Genomic DNA, 24,080 nt, shown 5'->3' with positions numbered 1-24,080 from the left:
ACCATGCCGCTTCATTCCAGCATCGATCCGTCCTCATCAGACTTTGCGCGCAATTCCGAGGCCATGCGCAGCCTCGTCGCGGACTTGCGTGAAAAGCTCAGCCAGGTCGCCGGCGGCGGCGGTGAGGCCTCGCGCAACCGCCACACCGCACGCGGCAAGATGCTGGCGCGCGAGCGCGTCGACCTGCTGGTCGATCCCGGGACGTCATTCCTGGAGTTATCGCCGCTCGCGGCCTATGGCCTCTATGGCGGCGACGTGCATTCGGCGAGCGTCGTCACGGGAGTGGGGCGCATCTCGGGCCGCGAATGCGTGATTGTCGCCAACGACGCCACCATCAAGGGCGGCACCTATTATCCAATGACCGTGAAGAAGCACCTGCGCGCGCAGGACATCGCGCGGCAGAACAACCTTCCTTGCGTCTACATGGTCGATTCCGGCGGCGCCTTCCTGCCGCTCCAGGACGAGATCTTCCCGGACGAGCGGCACTTCGGTCGCATCTTCTACAACCAGGCCCAGATGTCCTCACAGGGGATTCCGCAGATCGCGATCGTGATGGGTTCCTGCACCGCCGGTGGCGCCTACGTCCCGGCGATGTCGGATGAGAGCATCATCGTCCGCAACCAGGGCACCATCTTTCTCGGCGGTCCGCCGCTGGTGAAGGCCGCGACCGGCGAAGTCGTCAGCGCTGAAGAACTCGGCGGCGCCGACGTGCACTCGCGCCAGTCGGGCGTGACCGATCACTACGCCCAAAATGATGCGCACGCGATCGGCATCGCGCGGCGTATCGTCGGCACCTTGAAGCCACCGACGCGACCGAACCTCAATATGCATCCGCCGCGCGAGCCGCTGTTTGCGGCGGAGGAAATCTATGGCGTGGTCCCCGTCGACGGCCGCAAGCCGTTCGACGTGCGCGACATCATCGCCCGCATCGTCGACGGCTCCGAGTTCGACGAGTTCAAGAAGCTCTACGGCACGACGCTGGTGTGCGGCTTCGCGCACATCTGGGGCTTTCCGGTCGGCATCATCGCCAATAACGGCATCCTCTTCAGCGAGAGCTCGCTCAAGGGCGCGCATTTCATCGAACTGTGCTGCCAGCGCGGCATTCCGCTGGTGTTCCTGCAGAACATCACGGGCTTCATGGTCGGCAAGAAGTACGAGGCCGGCGGCATCGCGCGCGACGGCTCCAAGCTGGTGACGGCGGTAGCGACCGCCTCGGTGCCGAAATTCACCGTCGTGATCGGTGGCTCCTACGGGGCCGGCAATTACGGCATGTGCGGCCGCGCCTACGCGCCGCGCTTCCTCTGGATGTGGCCGAATGCGCGCATCTCGGTGATGGGCGGCGAACAGGCTTCGATGGTGCTGAGTCAGGTCCGGCGTGACAATATCGAGGCCAAGGGCGATAGCTGGTCGAAGGAAGAGGAAGAGAAATTCCGCAGCCCCATTCGTGCGCAATATGAGAGCCAGGGGCATCCCTATTACGCAACCGCGCGGCTCTGGGATGACGGCGTGATCGATCCGGCCGACACGCGGCTGGTGCTCGGCCTTGGCCTCTCGGCAGCGTCGAATGCGCCGATCGAACCGACGAAATTCGGCCTGTTCAGGATGTGATGCGATGGACCGCTCAAAGCTCTACCGGCGATTTCGCACGCTCCTGATCGCCAACCGCGGCGAGATCGCCTGCCGCGTCATCCGCACTGCGCGGGCCATGGGCCTCCGCACGGTCGCGGTCTATTCCGAGGCCGACCGCGACGCGATGCATGTCGCGCTCGCCGACGAGGCCGTGCTGCTCGGGCCGGCGCGTGCCCGCGACAGTTATCTCAGTGTCGAGCGGCTGATCGAGGCCGCGCGCAAGACCGGAGCGGAAGCTGTGCACCCCGGCTACGGTTTCCTGTCGGAGAATGCCGAATTCGCGGGGGCCTGCTTCGATGCGGGGCTGGTCTTCGTCGGCCCGACCGCTGGGATGATGACGGCGATGGGCTCGAAGTCCGGCTCGAAGGAGTTGATGGAAAAGGCCGGCGTGCCGCTGGTGCCCGGCTATCACGGCGAAGCCCAGGACGAGGCGACGCTTTCGAAGGCCGCCGAGAGGATTGGCTTCCCCATTTTGGTGAAGGCGTCGGCCGGCGGCGGCGGCCGCGGCATGCGCATCGTGCGTTCGGCTGCCGAACTTGAGCCCGCGATCGTCAGCGCCAAGCGCGAAGCCAAGGCTGCGTTCGGTGACGATCGCATGCTGATCGAGAAATACGTCGACAATCCCAGGCATATCGAGGTGCAGGTGATCGGCGACAGCCACGGCAATCTGCTCTCGCTGTTCGAGCGCGAATGCACGCTCCAGCGCCGGCATCAGAAGGTGATCGAGGAGGCGCCGTCGCCGACGCTGAACGCCGCGCAGCGCGAGACCGTCTGTGCCGCCGCGCGAAAGGCGGCAGGCGCGGTGAACTATGTCGGCGCCGGTACCATCGAGTTTGTCTCCGACGGCAAGGACGTGTTCTTCATCGAGATGAACACGCGCCTCCAGGTCGAGCATCCCGTGACCGAGCTGATCACCGGCATCGACCTCGTCGAATGGCAGCTGCGCGTTGCCTTCGGGGAGGCGCTGCCTTTGAAGCAGGACGAGATCCGGCTCAACGGCCATGCGGTCGAGGCACGCGTCTACGCCGAGAACCCGACCAAGAACTTCATGCCATCAGTCGGAAAGATCTCGACCTGGCGTTTGCCGCCGGAGACCGGGGGCTTGCGCATCGATGCCGGCTATCGCGAGGGCGACAGCGTGTCGCCTTATTACGATGCGATGCTCGCAAAAATGATCGCGTGGGCGCCGACGCGGGACGTCGCGATCGAGCGGCTGAACCGGGGGCTGGAGGAATCCGACGTCCGCGGCATCGTCACCAATATTCCATTCCTGTCGGCGCTGATGATGCATCCAAAAGTGCGGACGAATGCGGTCGACACCGGGTTCATCGAGCGCGAACTGGCGGTCCTGACGCAGGCCGCACCGGCCCCCGGCGAACTCGAGCTCTGCGCCGCCGTGGCCGCTGTTATCAACGAGGAGCAACAGGCCGCACGTGTGCAGGCCAATTCGCCCTGGCAAACCTTCGGCTGGCAGCCGGTCGGCCGTCGCCAGCGCAGTTTTGCCTTCCGCGTCGGTCACGGGCCGGAGCAGAAGATTACGCTGAACTACGGCAGTGGCCCCTCGACGCTGCTGATCGGCGAGCGCGAGCTGGCGTTCACGATTGCGCCGCACGACGGCGGATTCGATCTGACGCTTGATGGCTTGAAATCTTCCGTTGCGGCCGTGATCGACGGCCATGAGCTATATTTGCGCACGCGCAACGGCCGCTTCGACCTGCACTGGGTCGATCCGTTCGGCGGCGAGAGCGAGGAGCATGCCGGCGAGGACAAGATCGCGGCGCCGTTGCCGGGCACCGTCGTCGCCGTGCTGGCCGAGGAGGGCGCCAAGCTCGACAAGGGCGCGCCGATCCTCACGCTCGAAGTGATGAAGATGGAGCAGACGCTGCGGGCGCCCTATGCCGGCGTGCTGAAGTCCATCAAATGCAAGGTCGGCGACATCGTGCAGGAGGGCGTCGAGCTCGCCGTGGTCGAGCCTTCGGGAGAGTAAGATGAGCGATCAAGTCCGCATCATCGAAATGGGACCGCGCGACGGGCTCCAGAACGAGAAGACGCCCGTGAGTGTCGAGGCGCGCATCGCCTTCATCGAGGCGCTGGTAGAGGCCGGCCTCCATACAGTCGAGGTCGGTGCCTTCGTCTCGCCCAAGGCGATCCCGCAAATGGCTAGCTCGGACGCCGTGCTGCGCGGCGTGAGCCATGTGCAGGGCGCCGAATTCCATGTGCTGGTGCCGAACGAAAAGGGCTATGACGCCGCCCGCGCCGCGGGCGCGCAGGTCGTCTCGGTGTTTGCGGCAGCCTCCGAAGGCTTTTCGCGGGCGAACATCAATTGCACTGTCGCGGAGTCCATCGAGCGGTTCAAGCCCGTGCTCGCGCGCGCCAAGGCCGACGGCGTTAGGGTGCGCGGCTATATTTCCTGCGTGCTCGGCTGCCCGTTCGACGGCGAGATCAAGCCGAAGGCGGTCGCTGATCTCGCCACTACGCTTTGGGAGCTCGGCTGCTACGAGATCTCGCTCGGCGACACCATCGGCGTCGGCACGCCTGATAAAGCGAAGCAGATGCTGCGCGCGGTAGCCGCCAACATCCCGCCCGCAAATCTCGCGATGCATTTCCACGACACTTACGGTCAGGCGCTCGCCAATCTCTATGCGGGGATGGAGGAGGGCGTCCGTGTCATCGACGCTGCCGCCGGCGGCCTCGGCGGCTGTCCCTACGCGCCCGGCGCGACCGGCAATGTCGCGACCGAGGACGTCGTCTACATGCTCGAAGGCATGGGCATCAGGACCGGCGTCGATATGGACAAGCTGCTGGCGGCGACTAACGAGATGAGCGGCGTGCTGGGCAAGCCGCCGGTGAGCCGCGTGGCATCCGCGCTGAACGCGAAGCGGAAGCGCGCTGTTTCCTAGTCCTCGTCATTGCGAGCGTAGCGAAGCAATCCAGCGTCCCTCCGCGGAAAAATTCTGGATTGCTTCGTCGCAAGAGCTCCTCGCAATGACGACGGAGAGAGCTTTCGCCTAAGCCGCCTTCAGGCCCACGTCCGGCAGGCGCGGCCGGTTCTTCAGCGCCTTGGCCATCATGGCCTCGACCTCGGCCTTCTCCTGCGGCAGCAGCGCCAGGCGGGGCGGGCGGGTCAGCGCGGCGCCGCGGCCCATGATATGCTCGCACAGCTTGATGCACTGGACGAGGTCAGGGCGTGCGTCCAGGTGCAATAGCGGCATGAACCATTCGTAGAGCGGCATCGCCTCCGCGAAGCGCCCCGCCTTGGCGAGACGGAACAGCGTCTCGCCCTCGCGCGGGAAGGCATTCGACATGCCGGAGACCCAGCCCACGGCGCCCATGGCGACGCTCTCGACGATGACGTCGTCGAGGCCTGCGAACAACACGAAGCGATCGCCGACCATGTTGCGGGTGTCGATGAAGCGCCGCGTGTCTCCGGAGGAATCCTTGAAGCAGACGACGGTCTCGACGTCGGCGAGCGAGACCAGGATGTCCGGCGTGACGTCGTTCTTGTAGATCGGCGGATTGTTGTAGAGCATCACGGGCAGGTCGGTCGCGGAGGCGACGGCGCGGAAATGCGCGGCGGTCTCGTGCGGCTTGGAGGAATAGACCAGCGCCGGCATCACCATCACACCGTCGATGCCAATGCGCGCGGCTTCCTTGGCGGTCTCGACCGCAAAGGCCGTGGTGAACTCGGCGATGCCGCACAACACGGGCACGCGGTCGGCCGCGACCGACTTCGCGGCCTCCATGATCGCGACCTTCTCCTTGCGCTCCAGCGAAGTGTTCTCGCCAACCGAGCCGCAGACAATCAGGCCGGAGACGCCGTCGCGGATCAGGCCATCCATGACTTTGGCGGTCGCATCGATATTGAGCGACAGGTCGTCATTGAATTGCGTGGTAACGGCCGGGAAGACGCCTTCCCAGGAAACGCGGCGGCTCATGATTTCACTCCAGGTAAATTTGCAAGGTAGATTGCGCCGGCGGGGGGCTGGATCCGCCGGGTGTTGTGAAGAGGATGGCGGCTAAGATCAGAGCGTCACGCCGACCTTGCGCAGCTCAGCGAGGACGGGGGCTTTGGGCAGCCAGATCTTGTCGAACTCGGCAATGACGGCCTCGGTGTCCTTGGCATCGACTTGGCGGATCGGGATCGGCGCGTTCTTGAAGTTTTCGATCAGCGCTGGCTCATTGCCGGCGAGCTCGTCGATCTGCACGTCCAGCGTCGACCTGATCGTCTTGGTGATCAGCTCGCGGTCGGCTGCGGGGAGCGACTGCCAGACCCGACCCGAGACGACCGCCGCCATCGGCATGAAGACGGCATTCATCTGAAGGATCACCTTCGACACCTTGTCGAAGCGCTGGTTCCAGGAGAATTCGAGATCGGCCTCGAGGCCGTCGACCTGGCCGTTGGCCATGGCGTCGAACACCTGGGGCGTCGGAATCGGCGTCGGCGCTGCGCCCAGCGAGGAATAGAAATCGCGATAGACCGGCGTCGGATTGATGCGCAGCTTCATGCCGCGAATGTCGGCCAGCGTGTTCAGGTCCTTGGACGAGAACACCGCGCGCATGCCGGTGATGCCCCAACCGAGCCCGATCGTGCCGGTCTCCTGCGGAGCACCTCGAACAGCTTCACCGCCGCCGGATGCCGCACGAATTTTGCCACCGCAGGCGTCGAGCGGACGATGTAGGGCGCGTTGATCGCGGCGATGTGCGGCACGCGCGAGCCGAGCTCGGCGGCCTGGATGAAGCCCATGTCGAGCGCGCCGGACTGCAATTGCTGCATCATCGCCGGCTCGTTGCCGAGCTGGCCGGAGTGGAACACGCTCACGGTCAGACGGCCGCTGGTGGCCGCCTTGAGATCGTCGCCGAATTTGAGCGCGGCCTTGTTCCAGGAATGGCCGTTGGGCGTGATCAGGCCGAGGCGGAATTCCTTGGCCTGGGCGAGTGCCAGCGAGGGCGCGAACACCGATGCGGCGGCACTGGCGGCGAGAAAGCGGCGGCGTGAAAGCGGCATGGTCGGGCTCCTTTTGGATGGGCCTATTTGACGAGGATCAGCGAGAGCGACGGGTAGAGCGAGAGCAGCACGAGGAGGACGCAGGCGATGACGAAGAAGGGCAGCGTCACCATGAACATCTTGCCGGGCTTGGCGCCGGTGACGGCGGCTGCGACGAAGAAGCAAAGGCCGACCGGCGGCGACAGCAGGCCGAGCACGAGGTTGATCACCACCACGACGCCGAAATGCCGGGGGTCGATGTGATAGACGTCGGTCGCGACCGGCAGCAGGATCGGCACCGTCATGATCAGGCCGGGAATGCCGTCGATCACCGTGCCGATCACCAGCAGGATGACGTTGCAGATCAGCATGAAGCTGACCGGGTCCTTGGCGGCCGTCTGGATCCAGGCGGCAGTCTCCTGCGGCACCTTGCCGAAGATCAGGACCCAGGAGAACACCGCCGCGGCCGCCACCAGGAACAGCACGATCGCCGAATAGATGGCGCTGCGCAGCATCATCTGCGGCAGTTGGGAGAACTCGAACTCCTTGGTCCAGAATTTTCCGACCAGTGCTGCTGCGACGGCCCCGACGGCGGCGGATTCGGTGGCGTTGGCGAGACCGCCGAGAATGGTGCCGACGATGACGATCGGGATCAGCAGTGTCGGAGACGTCCGCAGGATCGTCATGATGCGCTGACGCGTCGTCTGATAATCCGCGCGGGGATAGTTGTAGACGTAGCCCATCAGCGCGATGACGAGGCAGAACATCACCGTGAGGATGACGCCCGGCACGATCCCGGCGATCAGCATGTCGCTGACCGAGACCTGCGCCAGCACGCTGTAGACCACGAACATCACCGATGGCGGGATGATCGGCCCGAGCATGCCGCCATAAGCGGTCAGTCCCGCGGCGAAGGTCTTGTCGTAGCCCTTCTTCTCCATCTCCGGGACCATGATCTGGGCCATGATCGCGACCTGCGCGGTCGCAGAGCCCAGGATCGAGGAGATGAACATGTTGGCGAGGATGTTGACGTAGGCGAGCCCGCCCTTGAACGAGCCGACGAACGCCATCGCCATGTCGACGATGCGCCTTGTGATGCCGCCGCCGTTCATGATCTCGCCGATCAGGATGAAGAGCGGAATGGCGATCAGGCCGTAGCTGTCGACGCCGCCGAACAGCTGGAGAGGGTAAGACTGGAACAGCACCGGGTTGCCGGATGCGGCGATGTAGACGAGGCCGGCGAGGCACAGGCAGAGGCCGATCGGCACGCCGACCAGCATGAACGCCATGAAGGCTGCTGACGTGATCATCAGTTGACCCCGTCCAGCTCGGAGAGCTGAAAGCCCTTAGGTGTGACGCGCGGGACCAGCCCGAGAACTTCCAGCAAATTGGCGAGCCCGTGAATGGTCATCGACACCGCGAAGATCGGCAGCGTCAGATAGAGCACCCAGGTCGGCCAGTTCAGCGTCTGGGTGTGCTCGGTGTAGAGGAAGTTGAAGGTTTCGGCCGCGAGCTTACGCCCGTCGAAGCCGGCGCGGGCGAGACCTACCGGGTCCATCCAGAGCACGCAGGTGACGATCAAGGCGGCGCCAAACACGACGACGAGGCCGGTCGAGATCACCTTGGCGAGCTTCTGGTGCTGCGGCGAAAGCCGCTCCGTCAGCATGGTCACCGCGAAATCGAGCCGCAGCCGCGTCATCGCGGAGGCGCCGATGAAGGTCAGCCAGACCACGCAATAGACCGCGGATTCGTCGATCCAATAGATCGGGAAATGCGAGTAGCGGGTGACGACGTTCACCAGGATCAATCCGGTGAGCAGGTACATCAGGCCCATCAGCGCGAGGCGCTCGACCGCGAGCAGGGCGCCGGACGCGCGGAGGATGATCCGTCGAACGCTGAATGCGCGTGTGGCCGGCATCGTCTGCTCGATCATGGAGGCCCCAACCCCGAGATTTGTCGTGCTATCGCCAAATGTATAATTTATACATTTGGAGTGTCAAACGGAGATTGCGGTCATTTCGGCGGCGGTCCGCGCTCTTGCTGGGCACCGGCTTTTGCTGGGCCCTTCAACATGCAAGAGAGGGACCGCTTCGGCCGGATGAGTCGCGAAGGAAGACAGAAGGTCAGATGAAACAGCCTCTGAAGCATCGCACGCTCTCGGCTGCGATCGTCGACCAGCTCAGGCAGGCAATCCTCGACGGCACATATCCGGCGGGATCGCAGCTGCGGCAGGATGCGCTTGGCGAGGCCTATGGCGTCAGCCGTATCCCCGTTCGCGAGGCGCTATTCCAGCTCGAAGCCGAGGGGCTGGTGCGCATCGTGCCGCAAAAGGGCGCCATCGTCTCCGAACTGTCACTGGACGAGATCAACGACGTGTTCGACTTGCGCCGCATCCTGGAGCCGCGCCTTCTGGCGCAGTCCGCGCCGCGTTTCACCGCTGATGATTTCGACGGGCTTGCCGACATCCACCGGAGCTTCGAGAAGGCGATCAAGGCGAGGAACGTCAGTGAATGGGGGCAACTCAACGCCGACTTCCACATGGCGCTCTACGTGCACGCCCCGCAGCCGCGCACCCGCGCGATCGTGCTGTCACTGCTCCAGACCAGCGACCGCTACACGCGTCTCCAGCTCTCCAACACCAAGGCGATGGGGATCGCCGAGAAGGAGCACGCCGAACTAATCGCGCTGTGCCGTGCGCAGAAGGTCGAGGAGGCCTGCCGCTTCCTGGAGCGGCACATCGAGGCCGTGCGCAAGGATCTGTTGCAGGTGGTGGCGATCGCGCCGAAGCAACGCCGGAAGGAGAATTCGTAGAGTGGGGCAAAGGCGCATTTGCGCCGTGCCCACCATCTGTCCGCAGTCGCATTCACGAGTGGTGGGCACGCTTCCGCCTTCGCTCTTCGAGCTACGGCGGACAAGCCGCTTTGCCCACGCTACGGCAGTTGCGAATGTCTCTACCTGCTCCCGTCCGGCCCCATCACCAGATCGGGCAGCCAGGTCGATATCTCCGGCACGAAGCAGAGCAGCAGCACCGCGGCCATCATCAAGAGCACGAAGGGCAGCGTGCCCCAGATCACCTCGCTCAGGGAAATGTCGGGCGCGACGTTGCGGATGACGAAGATGTTGAGGCCGACCGGTGGATGGATCAGCCCCATCTCCATCACGATGGTCATGACCACGCCGAACCAGATGATGTCGAAATTGGCGGCGCGGAGCGGCGGCAGGATGATCGGCGCCGTCATCAGGATGATCGAGACCGGCGGCAGGAAGAAACCGAGCACCACGACCATGACGAGGATCGCGAACAGCAGCTCCCAGCGCGGCAAGTGCATCGCGACGATGGATTCGGCGACCGATTGCGAGATGTGCAGATAGCTCATCACGTAGGAATAGAGCAGCGACATGCCGATGATCATCATCAGCATGGTCGATTCCCGGATCGTCGACCGCATGATCGGAGCAAGATCGCTCGGCCGCCACACGCTGTAGATCGCCGCGATCAGCGCCAGCGCCAGGAGGCCGCCGAGGCCGGCGGTTTCCGACGGCGTGGCGTAGCCGCCATAGAGCGCGATCATGACGCCGGTGAGCAGCAGCACGAAGGGAATGACGCGCGGCAGCAGGCTGAAGCGTTCGGCGAGCGTATACTCGTCGCGCGTAAGGATCGCGGCCTGCGGCCCACCGTTCTTGTAGATCGCCTCGGCCGCCTTGTATTCCCGGCGGAAGCGGATCACGGCATAGGCGCCGAACAGGGTGACCAGCAGCAGGCCGGGCCCAATGCCGGCGAGGAACAGCCGCCCGAGCGACTTTTCGGCGGCGACCGCGAACAGGATCATGGTGATCGAGGGCGGCAGCAGGATGCCAAGCGTGCCGCCGGCGGCGATGATGCCGGCAGCAAAGCCGCCGGAATAGCCGCGCTTGCGCATCTCGGGGATGCCGGCCGAGCCGATTGCCGAGCAGGTCGCAGGCGAAGAGCCCGCCATCGCCGCAAACAGCGCGCAGGCGAACACGTTGGCGACGCCAAGTCCGCCGGGCACGCGATGCAGCCAGGCATGCAGCGCCGAATAGAGATCCTGGCCGGCGCGCGACTTGCCGATCGCGGCACCCTTGAGGATGAAGAGCGGGATCGACAAGAGCGTGATCGAAGCCATTTCCTCGTAGACGTTCTGCGTCACCGTATCGAGCGAAGCGGCGGGCATGTAGATGCCCATGAACACGACTGCGACCGCGCCAAGCGCGAACGCAATCGGCATGCCCGAAAACATCACGAGCAGCGTCGCGATGCCGTAGGCGAGGCCGATACCGAAAACGCTCATGGACGCTTGGCTCCTGCGAAAGGCAGCGCAAGCTGCACGATGATCTGGACGCAGAGTAGGCTCATGCCGAGCGCCATCAGCGAATAGGGGATAGCGAGCGGCGGCGACCACATCGAGTTCGAGACCTGACCGTCGACATAGGCTTCGTGGGCCAGCGTCCAGGACTTCCAGGTGAAGAAGGCGCAGAACAGGAACGTTGCGGCGTCAACCAGCCAGAGGCGGACCTTGTTCGCGAACGGCGAGAGCAGGCCGACGAAGGCCTCGATGCCGATGTGGCCGCGGTTCTGCTGCACGTAGGCCGCCGTCATGAAGGTCGCGCCGACCAGCAGGAACACCGCGGCCTCGTCCTGCCAGTAATTGGCGGCCTTGAACAGGGCGCGGCTGAGCACGCTATAACTCAGGATCGTGCATGCCGCGACCAACGCGATCGCTGCGAACACGATGATGATGCTGTTGAGGACGGCGAGACCGCGATCGATCGCTGCCGCAAGGCCTGTCCTTGCGGCAGTGTTCGGCAGGTCATCACGATCCGGAAGCGGACCGTGGCTCATGCCGCGACGTCGGTGGCGAGCTTGAGCAGGTTCGCAGCGGTCGCAGTCTTGGCGCTGTAGTCCTTCCAGGCGGTGTCACGGGCGATGTCGCGCCACTTGCCGACGGTCGCGGCGTCGAGCACCGAGACCTTGGCGCCGGCCTTCTCATAGACCTTGGCGACCTCGATGTCGTCGTCCTGCGCGCCCTTGCGGCCGAAGGCCTCGAGCTCGGTGCCGACCGCGAGCAGGATGTCCTGATGGTTCTTCGGCAGCTTGTCGAAGATCGCCTTTGACATCATCAGCGGCTCGAGCATGAACCAGTAGGAGGCGCCCGCGCCCGAGGTCAGCGACTTCGCGACCTCTTCGAGGCGGAACGAGATCAGGCTGGTCGAGGAGGTGATGCCGGCATCGCAGGCGCCGGTCTGCATTGCCGCGTAGATTTCGTTCGATGGCACCGACAGCACCGAGGCGCCCGCGGTCTGGAGCACCATGTCCATCTCGCGCGAGCCGCCGCGCACTTTCATGCCCTTGGCGTCTTCCGGCGCGACGATCGGTTTGGAGCGGCTGGCGACGCCGCCGGCCTGCCAGACCCAGGTGAGCAGGATGATGCCCTTGTCGGCGAGGAAGTCGGTCAGCGCCTTGCCGACCGGCTCCTTCTTCCAGCGCAGTCCCTGGTCATAGGTGGTCACGAGGCCCGGCATGAGACCAATATTGGTCTCCGGCAGCTCGCCGCCGGCATAGGGCATCGGATAGAGGCTGATGTCGAGCGCGCCCTTGCGCATCGCGGAGAACTGCGCGTTGGTCTTGATCAGCGAGGAGTTCGGATAGATTTCGGCGGCGATGTCGCCATTGCTGCGCTTGGCGACTTCGGCGGCGAACATGCGGCAGAGCCGGTCGCGGAAATCGCCCTTGTCGATGGTGCCACCCGGGAACTGGTGCGAGATCTTCAGCGTGGTGGCGGCCTGCGCCGTACCGGTGCCGAAACGAAGAATGGCGGGTGCGGCGACGGCAGTCGCGATCAGATGACGGCGCGTAAGCATGGTGTGATCCCCTTGGAGACGGTTCTTTGGACGGTTCTTGTTTGGCGTGATTTGGGTCTGGGTCTTTGAGACCGGCGTGTAGGCCATCCTAGCCGGTCTTTCACCCGATGATCTCTCATCTGATAGTTCGAGACCGAATGTCGCGGCAAGTGCCGGTCGTGCTGCGCTGCACACTTCCGATCCGCGCGGGCCTGCACCAAAGGATGGCGCGGTATCGCGGAAATTTATCCGCGAGCGCGTAACAACGCCGCGTGGCAATCCGTCGAGACAGGATAGCGGCATCCGTCGCTGACCAACATCGAAGGGAAGACTGCTCATGACCATTCGCACCCGCATCGTGCTCGGCGTTTCGGCTGCCGCTCTGTCGCTTGGCCTCGCGCTGTCGCCGGCCGCCTTTGCTCAGGACAAGATGGGCAAGGACGACGGCATGATGAAGAAGGACACGATGTCCAAGGACGGCATGAAGAAGGATACCATGTCCAAGGACGAGGGCATGAAGAAGGATCACATGTCGAAGGACGGGATGAAGAAAGACGATGGGATGATGAAGAAGAATTGATCCCCGTCCTCGTCGCACAACGCTCGCCTGAGGCGAGCCGCGCGATCTCGAATTCCGGGTGCGGCCCCACGGACCGCCCCGGAGTGGCGCTTCAGTTCAATTTCAATTGAACGTTACTCTTGAGCGTTACTTGCGCTTGGCCTTGCGTGCCGCGTAGCGGGCATCGCGCTTGGCCTTCTGCTCGGCTTCCAGGGCTGCCTGCCTTTCGGCGGCTTCCTGGGCCTCGCGTGCAATCCGCGCGGCCTCGGCAGCCTTGGCTTCTTCCTCGAGGCGCTTCTGCTCGGCCTTTTCGGCTTCGCGCGCAGCCTTGGCCTCGGCGCGCTTGGCCGCGAGGGCCTCGCGCTCGGCGCGGCGTGCCGCAACGGCCGGATCATCGGGGCCCGGCTGTGACTTGAACTTGTTCAAAAGATTTTTGCGGGCGTCCTGTGCCGCCTTTTGCCGGTCTGCGAAGCCGGGTTCCCTGAATCCACTCATTACGAGCCTTGTCTTCCTCGCTTTCAATCCTACATCAGTGCCTGTTGGTACGTCGGCTGGGCATAGCAGGCGCCACGCGACGCAGAAGCGTGTACATCGGCGCGCGTCGCGAAGCCACCCATAATCGCAGCCGACCAGGTCAACGAAAAATCGCCAGCCCCGACGATCTCGTAGCCCGGAAAAACTGCCGAATTGTGATGTCCCTCATAAGGGAGCATGCGGAGCGGCGCCTAGCGTCCGCCCCAACGAGACGGAGCACGGGCATGACGATCTTCCGACTGAGGCTGAAGGCGCTCGCAGCCGCCTTCGTAGTGGCGTCGCTGGCCGGCGCCGCGTTGCTGCTAGCCCGTCCGCAGCCAATCGAGAGCGCCGTTCTCGGTGCGGATTGGGAATGCACCCAAACAGCGTTCGTGCTCACAACCTGTGCACCGCGGGTCCAGCAGGCAATTCCGGCCGTCGAGACCTCGCGCAAGGATGCGATCCGGCAGACCCGGGGCTGAGCGCGCGAGGCCGACCGGGATGTGACGGGCTGCCGCAGAGGTGATAAAGCCAGTCCGGTTGCGCAATCAGGTAGCCATGCCCAAGCCTGAACCGGGCCAGAAGCCCAAATCGCCTAGAAGACCTCCACCCCCTGACAGCCGCCGCGGCGCGATTGCCGGTTTGATCATCGCGCTTCTGATCCTCGGCGTCGGCTGGTGGCTTGCCCGCGACCTCACTTCGGCCAGCAAGATGCAGGACTGCCTGATGTCGGGGCGGACCAATTGCAATCCGATCGAGCCGGCGCGCTAGGAGCGGTCCGGGCGCGACCCTCTGCAGCCCTTCGGGGTCGAAAAATTGCTCTGATCTTAATCATTTGTAACGGGACTTGGCCGATCAAGCAGGTCAGTTATGTCAGCCGGCATCAGCCCAGCGTGAGGCGAATCGTCTATCGCGCCAGGGACCACGGCAATCGAGAGTAGGGGGTCAAGCACGCATGAGTGCGTCCAGCCGCATGAAGATCATCATTCCCTTGGTTTCGGCCATGTCGTTGCTCGCGCTGTCGGCGCAAGCGCAGGAGGCCAGGCCGACGAAGGACGCCGGCCAACTGCCGGCAAGGCCGACCGCAGGCGCGCCGCCCCAGACCAATCAGAACATGCGCAAGGAGCCTTCGCCGCAGCAGGCAGCCCGGCCCGCACCGCAGCCCCATGCCGGTCCCGGCCCGCGCAACGCCGGCGGTCCGCCGCCGGGACGTTATGCGCGCGGTCCTGCTCCGGCGCGTGACTGGGGCGGACACGCCTATCGCGGCAATCTCGCCTGGGACGGCGGGCGCTGGCGTCACGAAGTCCGCAACGGTCGGTCCGGCTGGTGGTGGGACGTTGGCGGCGTCTGGTATTATTATCCGCAGCGGATGGCGGGCCCGCCGGCCTACATTTCCGAGGACTACATCGACGATGTGCCGGTGGCCTATGCCCCACCTCCGGTCGCGTATGAGCCGCCACCTCCGCCTCCGCCGCCGGCCGATCCCGGCGCAAGCGCACTGGGCGGCGCCATCGTCGGTGGCGTGCTAGGTGGCCTGCTCTCGGGCAACGCAACGGGAGCTGCCGCAGGCGCGGTTCTCGGCGGGGCGACGGGAGCAATTGCCGGCGCTACGGCCGCATCTCAGCCCGGTTATTACTGGGCGCAGGACACTTGCTATTACCGCTATCCGAACGGCCAGTATGTGCAGGCCGATCCCCGCGCGTGCTATTGAGCTTTCCAAGCTAGATCTGAAGCAGCAGAGGCGAGCCCAGGCCCGCCTCTTTTTTTACGCGCCGGCGATGGCTTCAAATTAGCGCTGGCGCTCGTTGCCGCCTCGCGCAAGTCTCAAAAGAAAAAACGTCGGGATGATTCGCGGGGGATGTGGGACATGCTGGATGCCATCCAGATCAGCGTGGCGTTGTGGGCCATCATCGTTTGCGGCGGGATCAAGCTCTCGCAGATGCTGCCCCATTTGTTCTAGCGCACGACCCCTGTCGCTCGCTCACGGCAGGCTCGCCGCCTTGCGCGTCAGGACACCAGCCAGTTGAAGAACGCCATCGCGGCCCAGACCAAGCCGCCGATCCAGGCCAGCATCACGATGGTGATGGTGCCGAGATAGGCGATGCCGAGCAGGTCGGACCTTTGTCGTTGCGTCGGGACGACCGCTTCGGCTGCTGCTTTGTGTGTCATGACCTGAACACCACCGTGGAGCGTTGGAGCGCTGTTTAGCGGAGATACCGGGTGCAGGCTGTGACCCAGTTCACAGACCCTCAAACGCGCCTTAGATGCCGAGGAAAGTACCCCGCAATCATACGGGCGAAATTGCCATGCGCTTGTCCAGATCGGCCGGTTATAGGGTCAGCCTCATGTGCAGCAAGTACGATCCACAGCACGAGGCCGAGGCCGCGATGAGGCGGGCCGCAGCGTCCGAAGGCGCCGATCGGCAACGCCTGATCCAGCTGGCCCTGGCCTGGCACCAGCTCGCCCGCGATCGGCGTGAGGAGCGGACGGACTAGCCGCATTACGGCCGGCAGCCTCATTCGCGACGAGAAAAACCCCGTGCTCGGGGGACAAGCACGGGGTCCTTCAAAGCCGACCGGGGCTGGTAGGTCGGCACCACCTTATTTCGCCACATCCAACGTGCCGGTGGTGGTCTCGTTCCACGACGCGCAGAATTTTTCACAAGGATTTAGCCCGCTTCATCCTGAACAGGATCGACCGCATGATGCTGCGCGGGCAGCAGCGACAACTGCTGCCGTCAAACGCCGCGATCGATGCCTCCCGGCTGCGGCCTGTGCTCGTGACGCTCGATGCATGTTTGATAGGCGGCCGGACGATGCGTCTGGTCGCTTCCACGCGCCCAGGCCCGAACGGCGAAGGCCAGTTGATGGTGACCGACCGCGGCGTCCGTAAGAGAAGCTTGCACCACTTCAAGGCGCTTTGCGATGCCGCCCGGGCTCACATCCACGACAGCGTCAATCGCCAAAAATGCCATGGCGGTGGCGGCAACCCCAGATGTGATGGCCATTCTTGTCCAATCGGATGGTGGCATCACAATATCCTTCGACAGCTCTTTTGCATGCCGGATAGGTAGGGCTCTCCGGGCCGCCGGACAGGTCTGCGCACGCTTTCTTGAAGTGCGACCAGATCGGAATGCCCCTCGAATCGGCGAGCCTCGAAGCGGCTCCGTGAACTAAGAAAAAGCCCCCGAAGGGGCTTATTGTCTTATGCCGCTTCCGTCTTCGGCACGGCGTCGGCATTCACCGACAGTTTGACGACGTCGCCCTCGACGGCGCCGACATATTTCATGTCGATATAGTGATGATGGTCCTTGTGACCCTCGGGGCTGTCCTTCCGGGTCAGCTTGATGCGGTTACCCTCGACGCGATCGACGGTGCCGACATGGGCACCGTCCTTGCCGATGATTTTCATGTGCTCTCTGATATCAGCCATGATGTCCTCCTTGCACAGTCTTTAACTGCGAAGAGCGGCCTTCGTTGCAGACCGCGCGGGCAGATGCTGGACCCAACGCAAGGCCCGGACGTTGACGTTGCAGATGGCACCTGTCCAAGGTCCGCATGGAGACGCTTGCAGCCTATCTGGAACGAAAGCATCAGGAACTCAGGCTGTTGAATGATTGTCTGAGGAACCGGCTCGATTTGGCACGTCCGCGATCCGTCGACGAGGTCGTCAGGTCCAAATTCCAGATCACTGCGGCGCTGAGGGCGGAGCATGAGCTGCATGAGTGGAAGGCGACGGAGACGGCCTGGTCGCACACGGCCGATCCTGCCAGCGGACCGTTCGAGTTCAATTACGACTACCAGCGCGCCGATCTCAGGGTACGCGGTCCTTCGTTCTATGAGCTCGAGTGCGGCTGCACGAGCACGGCGATCTACACCGCGTCAGGCATGGCCGCGCTCTCCGCCGTGCTCCTTGCCACCGCGCGGATCGTCGACAAGGCTGACATTATCGTGCTCCCAGGCTCCTACGGCGAGACGCTGGAGCTGATCCGGAGCTTTGTCCCTCATCTGCGGCTCGTGGACTTGCAGCTGCCGCTGGGCGATGCCTTCGCCCGGGCAAATTCGCCGCGAATATTGTTGCTCGATTCCTGCTCGTTCTCCGGCGCTTTCGAGGCCGCGCTGCATAGTGATGGCTCGGGGCTCGATCTCCTGGTTTTCGACACGACCTGTTTCGCCGGCAGATCGGGTCGCATCAGGCGTGTCCTGCGGTGGGCCCGGCGATACGGAATTCCGCTGGTGCTGGTGCGAAGCCACAACAAGCTCGATTCGCTCGGAGCGGAATATGGCCGGCTCGGCTCGGCGGTTTTCGTGCACGGCAATGAGCACGAGCAGCGGGCGGGGCGCCTTGACTGCAAAGGACTCGCTGCCGAAACGCGTAACGCGGTGCGGCTGCTCGGCGGCGCGGCGTTGCCGGCACACTTCCCGCCCTTTGCGGGCAGTGCGACCTACTGGGCTCTGACCAAAAGGCGCGTTGCGGCGATCTTGCGCAACGGACGAAGCACGGCCCGATATTTTGCCGCGAAGCTCCCGGCGCTGTCGGCCGAGCTCCATTTCACCCACGGCCTCTACGTGACGCTTCGGAGCAGACGCCCGCTCGACGAGGCCAGCGCGCGACAGGCCGCCGAAGACATGAGCAACGAACTGCACGGCGAGGGCTTCCCCATCCGTCACGCCGGCAGCTTCGGTTTCGACTTCGCCGCGACCGAGTGGTTTCACGATGCGACCACGGACCAGTATAGCGTCCGGGTGGCGGTCCCGGATTTGCCGACGGAGCTGTGGAATAATCTGGCCGCGGCCATCGCCCGGTGGTGGACGATGCATCAGGCTGAGGTTGGAAGATGAACAAGGCTGGCGATCCCGGCAGGACTCGAACCTGCAACCCGCGGAGTAGAAATCCGCTACTCTATCCAGTTGAGCTACGGGACCGTCTTCGGCCGCCCCGGTTCGGGGGCTGGCTGTTCATCTACCATGCCAATATGAAAAATCTGGCGTTTCGCCAAGTCTGAACCGAACCGTTTTCGTCAGAGCCGCGACAAAGCGGAACGGTGGGGTGTCAGGGTGCCGGGTTGAGCGGCAGTGTACTGGACGATGGATCACATCGCCGGGAGCGCTGGCTAGCTTCCGGGACACGGCCACCGGTCGACCGGTCTGGTATTGCTGCGCCATCAGGACGGCGTGCGCGGCGGCATCTTGATCGGTCTCCTCTGGGCTTGCCTTATCATGGCGAATGCGACGATTTGCACCTTTGGTTCCATCGCCTTGAGTCCGTCACCATTCCGCGCATTTCATTTACCGCCGCGGCGTTCGTCCGCGATTTCCGGGAGTCCATCATGATCGGTCTGATCCGCGCCGTCACACTCTGCGCCACCCTGGCGCTCGGCCTTAGCGCAGCACAGGCCGCCGACAAGGCGTTCAAGCGCGACGATCTCGCCGATTCCGCGATCAAGCTGGAGGCCCAGATCAAGAGCGAAGCGGGCCCGGTCGCCAAGACCAGCGCGACGCTGCGTACCGATGCCGACGCCGCCTTCCGGCGCAACGACTATCGCACCGGCCTCTCGGTGCTCGGGCAGATCGCGGCGACCACGCCGGAGGATGCCGGCAACTGGCTGCGGCTCGCCAAGGTCATCTTCCAGATCTCGCCGAAGACGTCGAGCGAGCAGACGTTCCTCTGGGAGCGTGCCTCGACTGCCGCCTATATCGCTTACCAGCGCGCCGGCAATCCGGGCGAGGAGGCCGACGCGCTCGCCGTGCTCGGCAAGTCGATGGCCGAACGCAAGCTGTGGCGGCCGGCGCTGGATGCGATGCGGCTGTCGCTGGACATGCGCGAGGTCGCCGACGTCCGCGGGCAGTATGAGAAGCTGCGCGACGAGCACGGTTTCCGGCTGTTCGACTATACCGTGGACTCGGATTCGGCGAGCCCGCGCGCTTGCTTCCAGTTCTCGGAGGAATTGGCCAAGCGCACCGACTTCGCGCCGTTCCTGGCGCTGGCGGGGCAGGACAAGCCGGCGCTGTCGGCCGAAGGCAAGCAGCTCTGCGTCGACGGGCTGAAGCACGGCGAGCGCTACAACATCAATCTGCGCGCCGGCCTGCCGTCGGCCGTGAAGGAGGGCCTGCCGAAATCGGCCGAGTTCAACGTCTATGTGCGCGACCGAAAACCCTTCGTGCGCTTCACTAGCCGCGCCTATGTGCTGCCCAGGACCGGCCAGCGCGGCATTCCCGTGGTCAGCGTCAACACGCCCGCGGTCAGCATCAACGTGTTCCGGATCGGCGACCGCAACCTGATCAACACGGTGGTCGACAGCGACTTCCAGAAGACGCTGTCGAAATATCAGCTCTCAGATCTCGGCGACGAGCGCGGCGTCAAGGTCTGGTCCGGCGAGCTTGCGACCGCAATGACACTGAACCAGGACGTCACCACGGCTTTCCCGGTCGACCAGGCGCTCGGCGAGCTCCAGCCCGGTGTGTACGTCATGACCGCTGCGGCCAAGGGGCCGGGCTCCAACGACGAGTACCAGCTGGCCACGCAATGGTTCATCGTCTCCGACCTCGGCGTGTCGGCCTATTCCGGCAATGACGGCATCCACGTTTTCGTCAACTCGCTGGCCTCGACCAATCCGGTCGGCAAGGCCGAGGTGCGCCTGGTTGCCCGCAACAATGAGATTTTGGCCACCCGCAAGACCGACGACAGCGGCCATGTGCTGTTCGAGGCGGGGCTCGCGCGCGGGGAGGGTGGCCTGTCGCCGGCGCTGCTGACGGTCACGGGCGAGAAGGCCGATTATGCATTCCTCAGCCTGAAGACGAGCGCCTTCGACTTGTCCGACCGTGGCGTTTCGGGCCGCGCAGTCCCGGCCGGCGCCGATGCCTTCGTCTATGCCGAGCGCGGCGTCTATCGCTCCAGCGAGACCGTCTATCTCACTGCGCTCTTGCGTGACGGGCAGGGCAACGCCGTCACCGGCGGGCCGCTGACGCTGCTGATCGAGCGCCCCGACGGCGTCGAATTCCGCCGCGCCGTGCTGTCCGACCAGGGCGCCGGTGGCCGCACGCTCGCCGTGCCGCTCAACTCGGCGGTCCCGACCGGGACCTGGCGGGTGCGCGCCTTCACCGACCCAAAGGGCACATCGGTCGGCGAGACCACCTTCATGGTCGAGGATTATGTCCCTGATCGGATCGAATTCGACTTGTCCGCCAAGGACAAGCTGATCAAGGCTAATGCTCCAGTGGAGCTGAAGGCGGACGGTCATTTCCTCTATGGCGCGCCGGCCTCGGGCCTCCAGCTCGAAGGCGACATGCTGGTCGCGCCTGCGAGCGAGCGCCTGGGCTTTGCCGGCTACCAGTTCGGCGTCGATGACGAGGAGACCACCTCGAACGAGCGCACGCCGCTGGAGAACCTGCCCGAAGCCGACGCCAACGGCGTTGCGACCTTTCCGGTGACGCTGGACAAGCAGCCGGCCTCCACCCGCCCGCAGGAGGCACAGATCTTCGTCCGCATGGTCGAGACCGGCGGCCGTGCCGTCGAACGCAAGCTCGTGCTGCCGATCGCGCCGGCGACCGCCATGATCGGCGTCAAGCCGCTGTTCGGCGATAAGAACGTCGCCGAGGGCGACAAGGCCGAGTTCGACGTCGTGTTCGTCTCGCCCGAGGGCAAGACGCTCGCCCGCGATGGCCTGCGCTACGAGCTCCTGAAGATGGAGTCGCGCTACCAGTGGTATCGCCAGAACAATTACTGGGAGTACGAGCCAGTCAAGTCGACCTCGCGCGCTGCCGATGGTGATGTCGTGATCGCCGCCGACAAACCGTCGCGGATTTCGCTGAACCCCCAGCCCGGCCGCTATCGGCTGGATGTGAAGTCGAACGACGCCGACGGCCCGGTGACCTCCGTGCAGTTCGACGTCGGCTGGTATTCCGACGGTAGCGCCGACACGCCGGACCTGTTGGAGACCTCGATCGACAAGCCGCAATACGCCTCCGGCGACACCATGACGGTGTCCGTCAATGTGCGCAGCGCCGGCAAGCTGACCATCAACGTGCTCGGCGACCGCCTGCTGACGACGCAGACCATCGACGTCAAGGAAGGCACCGCGCAGGTGAAGCTTCCAATCGGCAAGGACTGGGGCACCGGCGCCTATGTGGTGGCGACGCTGCGCCGTCCGCTCGATGCGGCCGCCCAGCGCATGCCGGGCCGGGCGATCGGCCTGAAATGGTTCGGCATCGACAAGCAGACCCGCACGTTGCAGGTGAAGCTGACGCCGCCGGCGCTGATCCGACCGAACTCGACGCTGAAGATCCCGGTCAAGCTCGACGGGCTCAATCCGGGCGAGGACGCCAAAATCGTCATCGCCGCGGTCGATGTCGGCATCCTCAACCTCACCAACTACAAGCCGCCGGCGCCGGATGATTACTATCTCGGCCAGCGCCGCCTCAGCGCCGAGATCCGCGATCTCTACGGCCAGCTGATCGACGGCATGTCGGGCACGCGCGGCCAGATCAAGTCCGGCGGCGATGCCGGTGCGGGCGAGCTCCAGGGCTCGCCGCCCACCCAGAAGCCGCTCGCGCTCTACTCGGGCATCGTCACGGTCGCAGCTGACGGCACCGCGGAAGTGAGCTTCGACATTCCGGAGTTCGCCGGCACTGCGCGCGTGATGGCGGTGGCGTGGACCGCCACGAAACTCGGCCGCGCCAACACCGATGTCGTGATCCGCGATCCCGTGGTGCTGACGACGACCCTGCCGCGCTTCCTGCTCAATGGCGATCGCGGCACGGTCAATCTCGAGATCGACAATGTCGAGGGCCAGGCCGGCGACTACGTCATCAACGTGAAGACGGGCGGGCCGGTGAAGATGACCGGCAATCCCGCGACCACAGTCAAGCTCGCCGCCAAGCAGCGCAACGCGTTCTCGCTCGCGATCGACGCAACCGCGGCGGGGCAGGCGACGCTCGACGTCGACATCAAGGGGCCGAACGACCTTACGCTCGCGCGTCACTATGCGCTCGACGTCAAGGCGGCGACGCAGGTGCTGGCGCGGCGCTCGATCCGCACGCTGGCGAAGGGCGAGAGCCTGACGCTGACGCCGGACATGTTCTCCGACCTTGTGCCGGGCACCGGCAGCGTCTCGGTCTCGGCGAGCCTGTCAACCGCGCTCGATGCCGCGACGATCCTGAAAGCGCTCGACCGCTATCCCTATGGTTGCTCGGAGCAGATCACGAGCCGCGCGATGCCGCTGCTCTACGTCAACGATCTCGCCGCCGGCGCGCATCTCGCCATGGACACCGAGGTTGACCAACGCATCCGCGACGCGATCGAGCGGCTCTTGGCGCGGCAAGGCTCCAACGGCTCGTTCGGCCTGTGGTTGGCGGGCGGTGACGATGCCTGGTTGGATGCCTATGTGACGGACTTCCTGACCCGCGCCCGCGAAAAGGGCTTTGCGGTGCCGGATGTGCTGTTCAAGAACGCGCTCGACCGCATCCGCAACTCCGTCGTCAATGCCAACGAGCCGGAGAAGGACGGTGGCCGCGAGCTCGCCTATGGCCTCTACGTGCTCGCACGCAATGGCGCGGTTCCCATCGGCGACCTCCGCTATCTCGCCGATACTAAGCTCGGCAACCTCGCAACCCCAATCGCGAAGTCGCAGCTTGCGGCGGCGCTGGCGCTGGTCGGCGACCGCAATCGCGCCGAGCGGGTCTATGGTGCCGCGCTCGACAGCCTCGCGCCGAAACCCGTGCTGGAGTTTGGCCGCACCGACTATGGCTCGCAGCTCCGTGATGCCGCGGCGCTGGTTTCGCTCGCCAGTGAAGGCAACGCGCCGAAGGCAACGCTGACGCAGGCGGTATCGCGGGTCGAGACCGCGCGCGGGCTCACGCCCTACACCTCCACGCAGGAGAATGCTTGGCTGGTGCTGGCGGCGCGGGCGCTGGCCAAGGAGAACTTGTCCATGGAAGTGGACGGCCAGCCGGTCAAGACCGCGCTCTATCGCAGCTACAAGGCCGCGACGCTGGAGGGCAAGCCGCTGAAGATCACCAACACCGGCGACGCGCCGGTGCAGGCGGTGGTCTCGGTGTCGGGCTCGCCAGTCACGCCGGAGCCGGCGGCGGCGAACGGCTTCAAGATCGAGCGCAATTACTTCACGCTCGACGGCAAGCCCGCCGACATCAGCAAGGTTAAGCAGAACCAGCGCTTTGCGGTGGTGCTGAAGATCACTGAGGCGAAGCCGGAGTACGGCCACATCATGGTATCCGACTATCTGCCGGCGGGCCTCGAGATCGACAATCCGAAGCTGGTCTCGTCCGGCGACAGCGGCACGCTGGACTGGATCGAGGATGGCGAGGAGCCTGAAGACACCGAATTCCGCGACGACCGCTTCACCGCGGCGGTCGACCGGGCCTCGGATTCCAAATCGGTCTTCACCGTCGCCTATGTCGTGCGCGCGGTCTCGCCCGGCAAATACGTGCTGCCGCAGGCCTATGTCGAGGACATGTATAATCCCTCGCGCTACGGCCGCACGGGCACGGGCACGGTCGAGGTGCGTGCGGCGAAGTGAGT

21 protein-coding genes, 1 tRNA gene and 1 pseudogene are annotated in these 24,080 nt (G+C 64.7%); 11 read left to right on the top strand and 12 right to left on the bottom strand.

Features of this window, described 5'->3' with window-relative positions:
- Positions 1 to 3: 3 nt before the first annotated feature.
- From BLV07_RS34825 to BLV07_RS34815, 3 genes are read left to right on the top strand one after another with little or no spacing between them, the layout of a single operon-like run.
- Entirely contained in the window at positions 4 to 1,608 is a 1,605-nt protein-coding gene (locus tag BLV07_RS34825) for a carboxyl transferase domain-containing protein (protein WP_091894891.1), read from the top strand.
- A gap of 4 nt (positions 1,609 to 1,612) precedes the next feature.
- Positions 1,613 to 3,616 carry an acetyl/propionyl/methylcrotonyl-CoA carboxylase subunit alpha gene (locus BLV07_RS34820; protein ID WP_176945953.1) on the top strand — a complete coding sequence of 668 codons (2,004 nt, stop codon included), beginning with the start codon at positions 1,613 to 1,615 and terminating at the stop codon, positions 3,614 to 3,616.
- Position 3,617: 1 nt separating this feature from the next.
- Positions 3,618 to 4,529, top strand: coding sequence for a hydroxymethylglutaryl-CoA lyase (locus BLV07_RS34815; protein WP_091894887.1), 912 nt, complete (start codon positions 3,618 to 3,620; stop codon positions 4,527 to 4,529).
- A gap of 108 nt (positions 4,530 to 4,637) precedes the next feature.
- On the opposite strand, the gene BLV07_RS34810 is transcribed toward BLV07_RS34815, so the two are convergent.
- The 4 genes and pseudogenes from BLV07_RS34810 to BLV07_RS34795 all read right to left on the bottom strand — a co-directional run bounded on the left by BLV07_RS34810 (position 4,638) and on the right by BLV07_RS34795 (position 8,531).
- Positions 4,638 to 5,564 carry a dihydrodipicolinate synthase family protein gene (locus tag BLV07_RS34810; RefSeq protein ID WP_091894885.1) on the bottom strand — a complete coding sequence of 309 codons (927 nt, stop codon included), beginning with the start codon at positions 5,562 to 5,564 and terminating at the stop codon, positions 4,638 to 4,640.
- A gap of 87 nt (positions 5,565 to 5,651) precedes the next feature.
- Positions 5,652 to 6,634, bottom strand: a pseudogene (locus BLV07_RS34805) (TRAP transporter substrate-binding protein).
- A gap of 23 nt (positions 6,635 to 6,657) precedes the next feature.
- Positions 6,658 to 7,923, bottom strand: a complete 1,266-nt coding sequence (locus BLV07_RS34800) for a TRAP transporter large permease (RefSeq protein WP_091894882.1) — start codon at positions 7,921 to 7,923, stop codon at positions 6,658 to 6,660.
- On the bottom strand, positions 7,923 to 8,531 hold the full coding sequence (locus BLV07_RS34795; RefSeq protein WP_091894913.1) for a TRAP transporter small permease: 609 nt from the start codon (positions 8,529 to 8,531) through the stop codon (positions 7,923 to 7,925). The genes BLV07_RS34800 and BLV07_RS34795 overlap by 1 nt, the downstream gene beginning before the upstream one ends.
- 209 nt (positions 8,532 to 8,740) lie before the next feature.
- Between BLV07_RS34795 and BLV07_RS34790 the strand changes: the two genes are divergently transcribed.
- Positions 8,741 to 9,424 (top strand): GntR family transcriptional regulator, encoded by a 684-nt coding sequence (locus BLV07_RS34790; RefSeq protein WP_091894880.1) that lies wholly within the window; start codon positions 8,741 to 8,743, stop codon positions 9,422 to 9,424.
- A 140-nt stretch (positions 9,425 to 9,564) separates the two neighbouring features.
- Here BLV07_RS34790 and BLV07_RS34785 read toward each other — a convergent pair whose 3' ends face one another.
- From BLV07_RS34785 to BLV07_RS34775, 3 genes are read right to left on the bottom strand one after another with little or no spacing between them, the layout of a single operon-like run.
- Positions 9,565 to 10,923: a TRAP transporter large permease gene (locus BLV07_RS34785; RefSeq protein ID WP_091894878.1), complete on the bottom strand. Its 1,359-nt coding sequence runs from the start codon at positions 10,921 to 10,923 to the stop codon at positions 9,565 to 9,567.
- Positions 10,920 to 11,474, bottom strand: a complete 555-nt coding sequence (locus BLV07_RS34780; RefSeq protein ID WP_091894876.1) for a TRAP transporter small permease — start codon at positions 11,472 to 11,474, stop codon at positions 10,920 to 10,922. The genes BLV07_RS34785 and BLV07_RS34780 overlap by 4 nt, the downstream gene beginning before the upstream one ends.
- Positions 11,471 to 12,493, bottom strand: a complete 1,023-nt coding sequence (locus tag BLV07_RS34775; RefSeq protein ID WP_091894911.1) for a TRAP transporter substrate-binding protein — start codon at positions 12,491 to 12,493, stop codon at positions 11,471 to 11,473. The genes BLV07_RS34780 and BLV07_RS34775 overlap by 4 nt, the downstream gene beginning before the upstream one ends.
- A gap of 316 nt (positions 12,494 to 12,809) precedes the next feature.
- Here BLV07_RS34775 and BLV07_RS34770 point away from each other — a divergent pair, with 316 nt between their 5' ends.
- Positions 12,810 to 13,052 carry a pentapeptide MXKDX repeat protein gene (locus tag BLV07_RS34770; protein ID WP_091894874.1) on the top strand — a complete coding sequence of 81 codons (243 nt, stop codon included), beginning with the start codon at positions 12,810 to 12,812 and terminating at the stop codon, positions 13,050 to 13,052.
- Between the two features lie 126 nt (positions 13,053 to 13,178).
- Here BLV07_RS34770 and BLV07_RS34765 read toward each other — a convergent pair whose 3' ends face one another.
- Entirely contained in the window at positions 13,179 to 13,526 is a 348-nt protein-coding gene (locus BLV07_RS34765; protein WP_091894872.1) for a DUF6481 family protein, read from the bottom strand.
- 263 nt (positions 13,527 to 13,789) lie between these two features.
- Here BLV07_RS34765 and BLV07_RS34760 point away from each other — a divergent pair, with 263 nt between their 5' ends.
- The 3 genes from BLV07_RS34760 to BLV07_RS34750 all read left to right on the top strand — a co-directional run bounded on the left by BLV07_RS34760 (position 13,790) and on the right by BLV07_RS34750 (position 15,255).
- Positions 13,790 to 14,026 carry a hypothetical protein gene (locus BLV07_RS34760; RefSeq protein ID WP_176945952.1) on the top strand — a complete coding sequence of 79 codons (237 nt, stop codon included), beginning with the start codon at positions 13,790 to 13,792 and terminating at the stop codon, positions 14,024 to 14,026.
- 76 nt (positions 14,027 to 14,102) lie between these two features.
- Entirely contained in the window at positions 14,103 to 14,315 is a 213-nt protein-coding gene (locus BLV07_RS34755) for a hypothetical protein (protein WP_091894868.1), read from the top strand.
- Between the two features lie 184 nt (positions 14,316 to 14,499).
- Complete coding sequence (locus BLV07_RS34750; protein WP_091894867.1) at positions 14,500 to 15,255, top strand: hypothetical protein; 756 nt, start codon at positions 14,500 to 14,502, stop codon at positions 15,253 to 15,255.
- Between the two features lie 296 nt (positions 15,256 to 15,551).
- Here the strand turns inward: BLV07_RS34750 and BLV07_RS47930 are convergent, their stop codons facing one another.
- On the bottom strand, positions 15,552 to 15,713 hold the full coding sequence (locus BLV07_RS47930; RefSeq protein WP_091894865.1) for a hypothetical protein: 162 nt from the start codon (positions 15,711 to 15,713) through the stop codon (positions 15,552 to 15,554).
- A 137-nt stretch (positions 15,714 to 15,850) separates the two neighbouring features.
- On the opposite strand from BLV07_RS47930, the gene BLV07_RS34740 reads away from it, so the two are divergent.
- Entirely contained in the window at positions 15,851 to 16,039 is a 189-nt protein-coding gene (locus BLV07_RS34740; protein WP_091894863.1) for a hypothetical protein, read from the top strand.
- A 242-nt stretch (positions 16,040 to 16,281) separates the two neighbouring features.
- Here the strand turns inward: BLV07_RS34740 and BLV07_RS49130 are convergent, their stop codons facing one another.
- Both BLV07_RS49130 and BLV07_RS34730 read right to left on the bottom strand, forming a co-directional pair.
- Entirely contained in the window at positions 16,282 to 16,551 is a 270-nt protein-coding gene (locus BLV07_RS49130) for a hypothetical protein (RefSeq protein WP_244551306.1), read from the bottom strand.
- 197 nt (positions 16,552 to 16,748) lie between these two features.
- Positions 16,749 to 16,976, bottom strand: coding sequence for a DUF2171 domain-containing protein (locus BLV07_RS34730; protein WP_091894859.1), 228 nt, complete (start codon positions 16,974 to 16,976; stop codon positions 16,749 to 16,751).
- Between the two features lie 125 nt (positions 16,977 to 17,101).
- Between BLV07_RS34730 and BLV07_RS34725 the strand changes: the two genes are divergently transcribed.
- On the top strand, positions 17,102 to 18,385 hold the full coding sequence (locus BLV07_RS34725; RefSeq protein ID WP_091894856.1) for a hypothetical protein: 1,284 nt from the start codon (positions 17,102 to 17,104) through the stop codon (positions 18,383 to 18,385).
- A gap of 7 nt (positions 18,386 to 18,392) precedes the next feature.
- On the opposite strand, the gene BLV07_RS34720 is transcribed toward BLV07_RS34725, so the two are convergent.
- Positions 18,393 to 18,469: transfer RNA gene (locus BLV07_RS34720), tRNA-Arg, on the bottom strand.
- Between the two features lie 404 nt (positions 18,470 to 18,873).
- Between BLV07_RS34720 and BLV07_RS34715 the strand changes: the two genes are divergently transcribed.
- Positions 18,874 to 24,078, top strand: coding sequence for an alpha-2-macroglobulin family protein (locus tag BLV07_RS34715; protein WP_091894909.1), 5,205 nt, complete (start codon positions 18,874 to 18,876; stop codon positions 24,076 to 24,078).
- Positions 24,079 to 24,080: the final 2 nt, after the last annotated feature.

This window comes from Bradyrhizobium sp. Rc2d, from assembly GCF_900099855.1.
Lineage (GTDB): Bacteria > Pseudomonadota > Alphaproteobacteria > Rhizobiales > Xanthobacteraceae > Bradyrhizobium.
Note: the sequence above shows the minus strand (reverse complement) of the source record. Positions and strands in the feature narration are given on the sequence as shown.

Excerpts from the sequence above, each read along its gene's own strand:
- BLV07_RS34825 (WP_091894891.1), top strand. The coding sequence starts at position 4 with ATGCCGCTTCATTCCAGCATCGATCCGTCCTCATCAGACTTTGCGCGC.
- BLV07_RS34820 (WP_176945953.1), top strand. The coding sequence starts at position 1,613 with ATGGACCGCTCAAAGCTCTACCGGCGATTTCGCACGCTCCTGATCGCC.
- BLV07_RS34815 (WP_091894887.1), top strand. The coding sequence starts at position 3,618 with ATGAGCGATCAAGTCCGCATCATCGAAATGGGACCGCGCGACGGGCTC.
- BLV07_RS34810 (WP_091894885.1), bottom strand. The coding sequence starts at position 5,564 with ATGAGCCGCCGCGTTTCCTGGGAAGGCGTCTTCCCGGCCGTTACCACG.
- BLV07_RS34800 (WP_091894882.1), bottom strand. The coding sequence starts at position 7,923 with ATGATCACGTCAGCAGCCTTCATGGCGTTCATGCTGGTCGGCGTGCCG.
- BLV07_RS34795 (WP_091894913.1), bottom strand. The coding sequence starts at position 8,531 with ATGCCGGCCACACGCGCATTCAGCGTTCGACGGATCATCCTCCGCGCG.
- BLV07_RS34790 (WP_091894880.1), top strand. The coding sequence starts at position 8,741 with ATGAAACAGCCTCTGAAGCATCGCACGCTCTCGGCTGCGATCGTCGAC.
- BLV07_RS34785 (WP_091894878.1), bottom strand. The coding sequence starts at position 10,923 with ATGAGCGTTTTCGGTATCGGCCTCGCCTACGGCATCGCGACGCTGCTC.
- BLV07_RS34780 (WP_091894876.1), bottom strand. The coding sequence starts at position 11,474 with ATGAGCCACGGTCCGCTTCCGGATCGTGATGACCTGCCGAACACTGCC.
- BLV07_RS34775 (WP_091894911.1), bottom strand. The coding sequence starts at position 12,493 with ATGCTTACGCGCCGTCATCTGATCGCGACTGCCGTCGCCGCACCCGCC.
- BLV07_RS34770 (WP_091894874.1), top strand. The coding sequence starts at position 12,810 with ATGACCATTCGCACCCGCATCGTGCTCGGCGTTTCGGCTGCCGCTCTG.
- BLV07_RS34765 (WP_091894872.1), bottom strand. The coding sequence starts at position 13,526 with ATGAGTGGATTCAGGGAACCCGGCTTCGCAGACCGGCAAAAGGCGGCA.
- BLV07_RS34760 (WP_176945952.1), top strand. The coding sequence starts at position 13,790 with ATGACGATCTTCCGACTGAGGCTGAAGGCGCTCGCAGCCGCCTTCGTA.
- BLV07_RS34755 (WP_091894868.1), top strand. The coding sequence starts at position 14,103 with ATGCCCAAGCCTGAACCGGGCCAGAAGCCCAAATCGCCTAGAAGACCT.
- BLV07_RS34750 (WP_091894867.1), top strand. The coding sequence starts at position 14,500 with ATGAGTGCGTCCAGCCGCATGAAGATCATCATTCCCTTGGTTTCGGCC.
- BLV07_RS47930 (WP_091894865.1), bottom strand. The coding sequence starts at position 15,713 with ATGACACACAAAGCAGCAGCCGAAGCGGTCGTCCCGACGCAACGACAA.
- BLV07_RS34740 (WP_091894863.1), top strand. The coding sequence starts at position 15,851 with ATGCGCTTGTCCAGATCGGCCGGTTATAGGGTCAGCCTCATGTGCAGC.
- BLV07_RS49130 (WP_244551306.1), bottom strand. The coding sequence starts at position 16,551 with ATGGCCATCACATCTGGGGTTGCCGCCACCGCCATGGCATTTTTGGCG.
- BLV07_RS34730 (WP_091894859.1), bottom strand. The coding sequence starts at position 16,976 with ATGGCTGATATCAGAGAGCACATGAAAATCATCGGCAAGGACGGTGCC.
- BLV07_RS34725 (WP_091894856.1), top strand. The coding sequence starts at position 17,102 with ATGGAGACGCTTGCAGCCTATCTGGAACGAAAGCATCAGGAACTCAGG.
- BLV07_RS34715 (WP_091894909.1), top strand. The coding sequence starts at position 18,874 with ATGATCGGTCTGATCCGCGCCGTCACACTCTGCGCCACCCTGGCGCTC.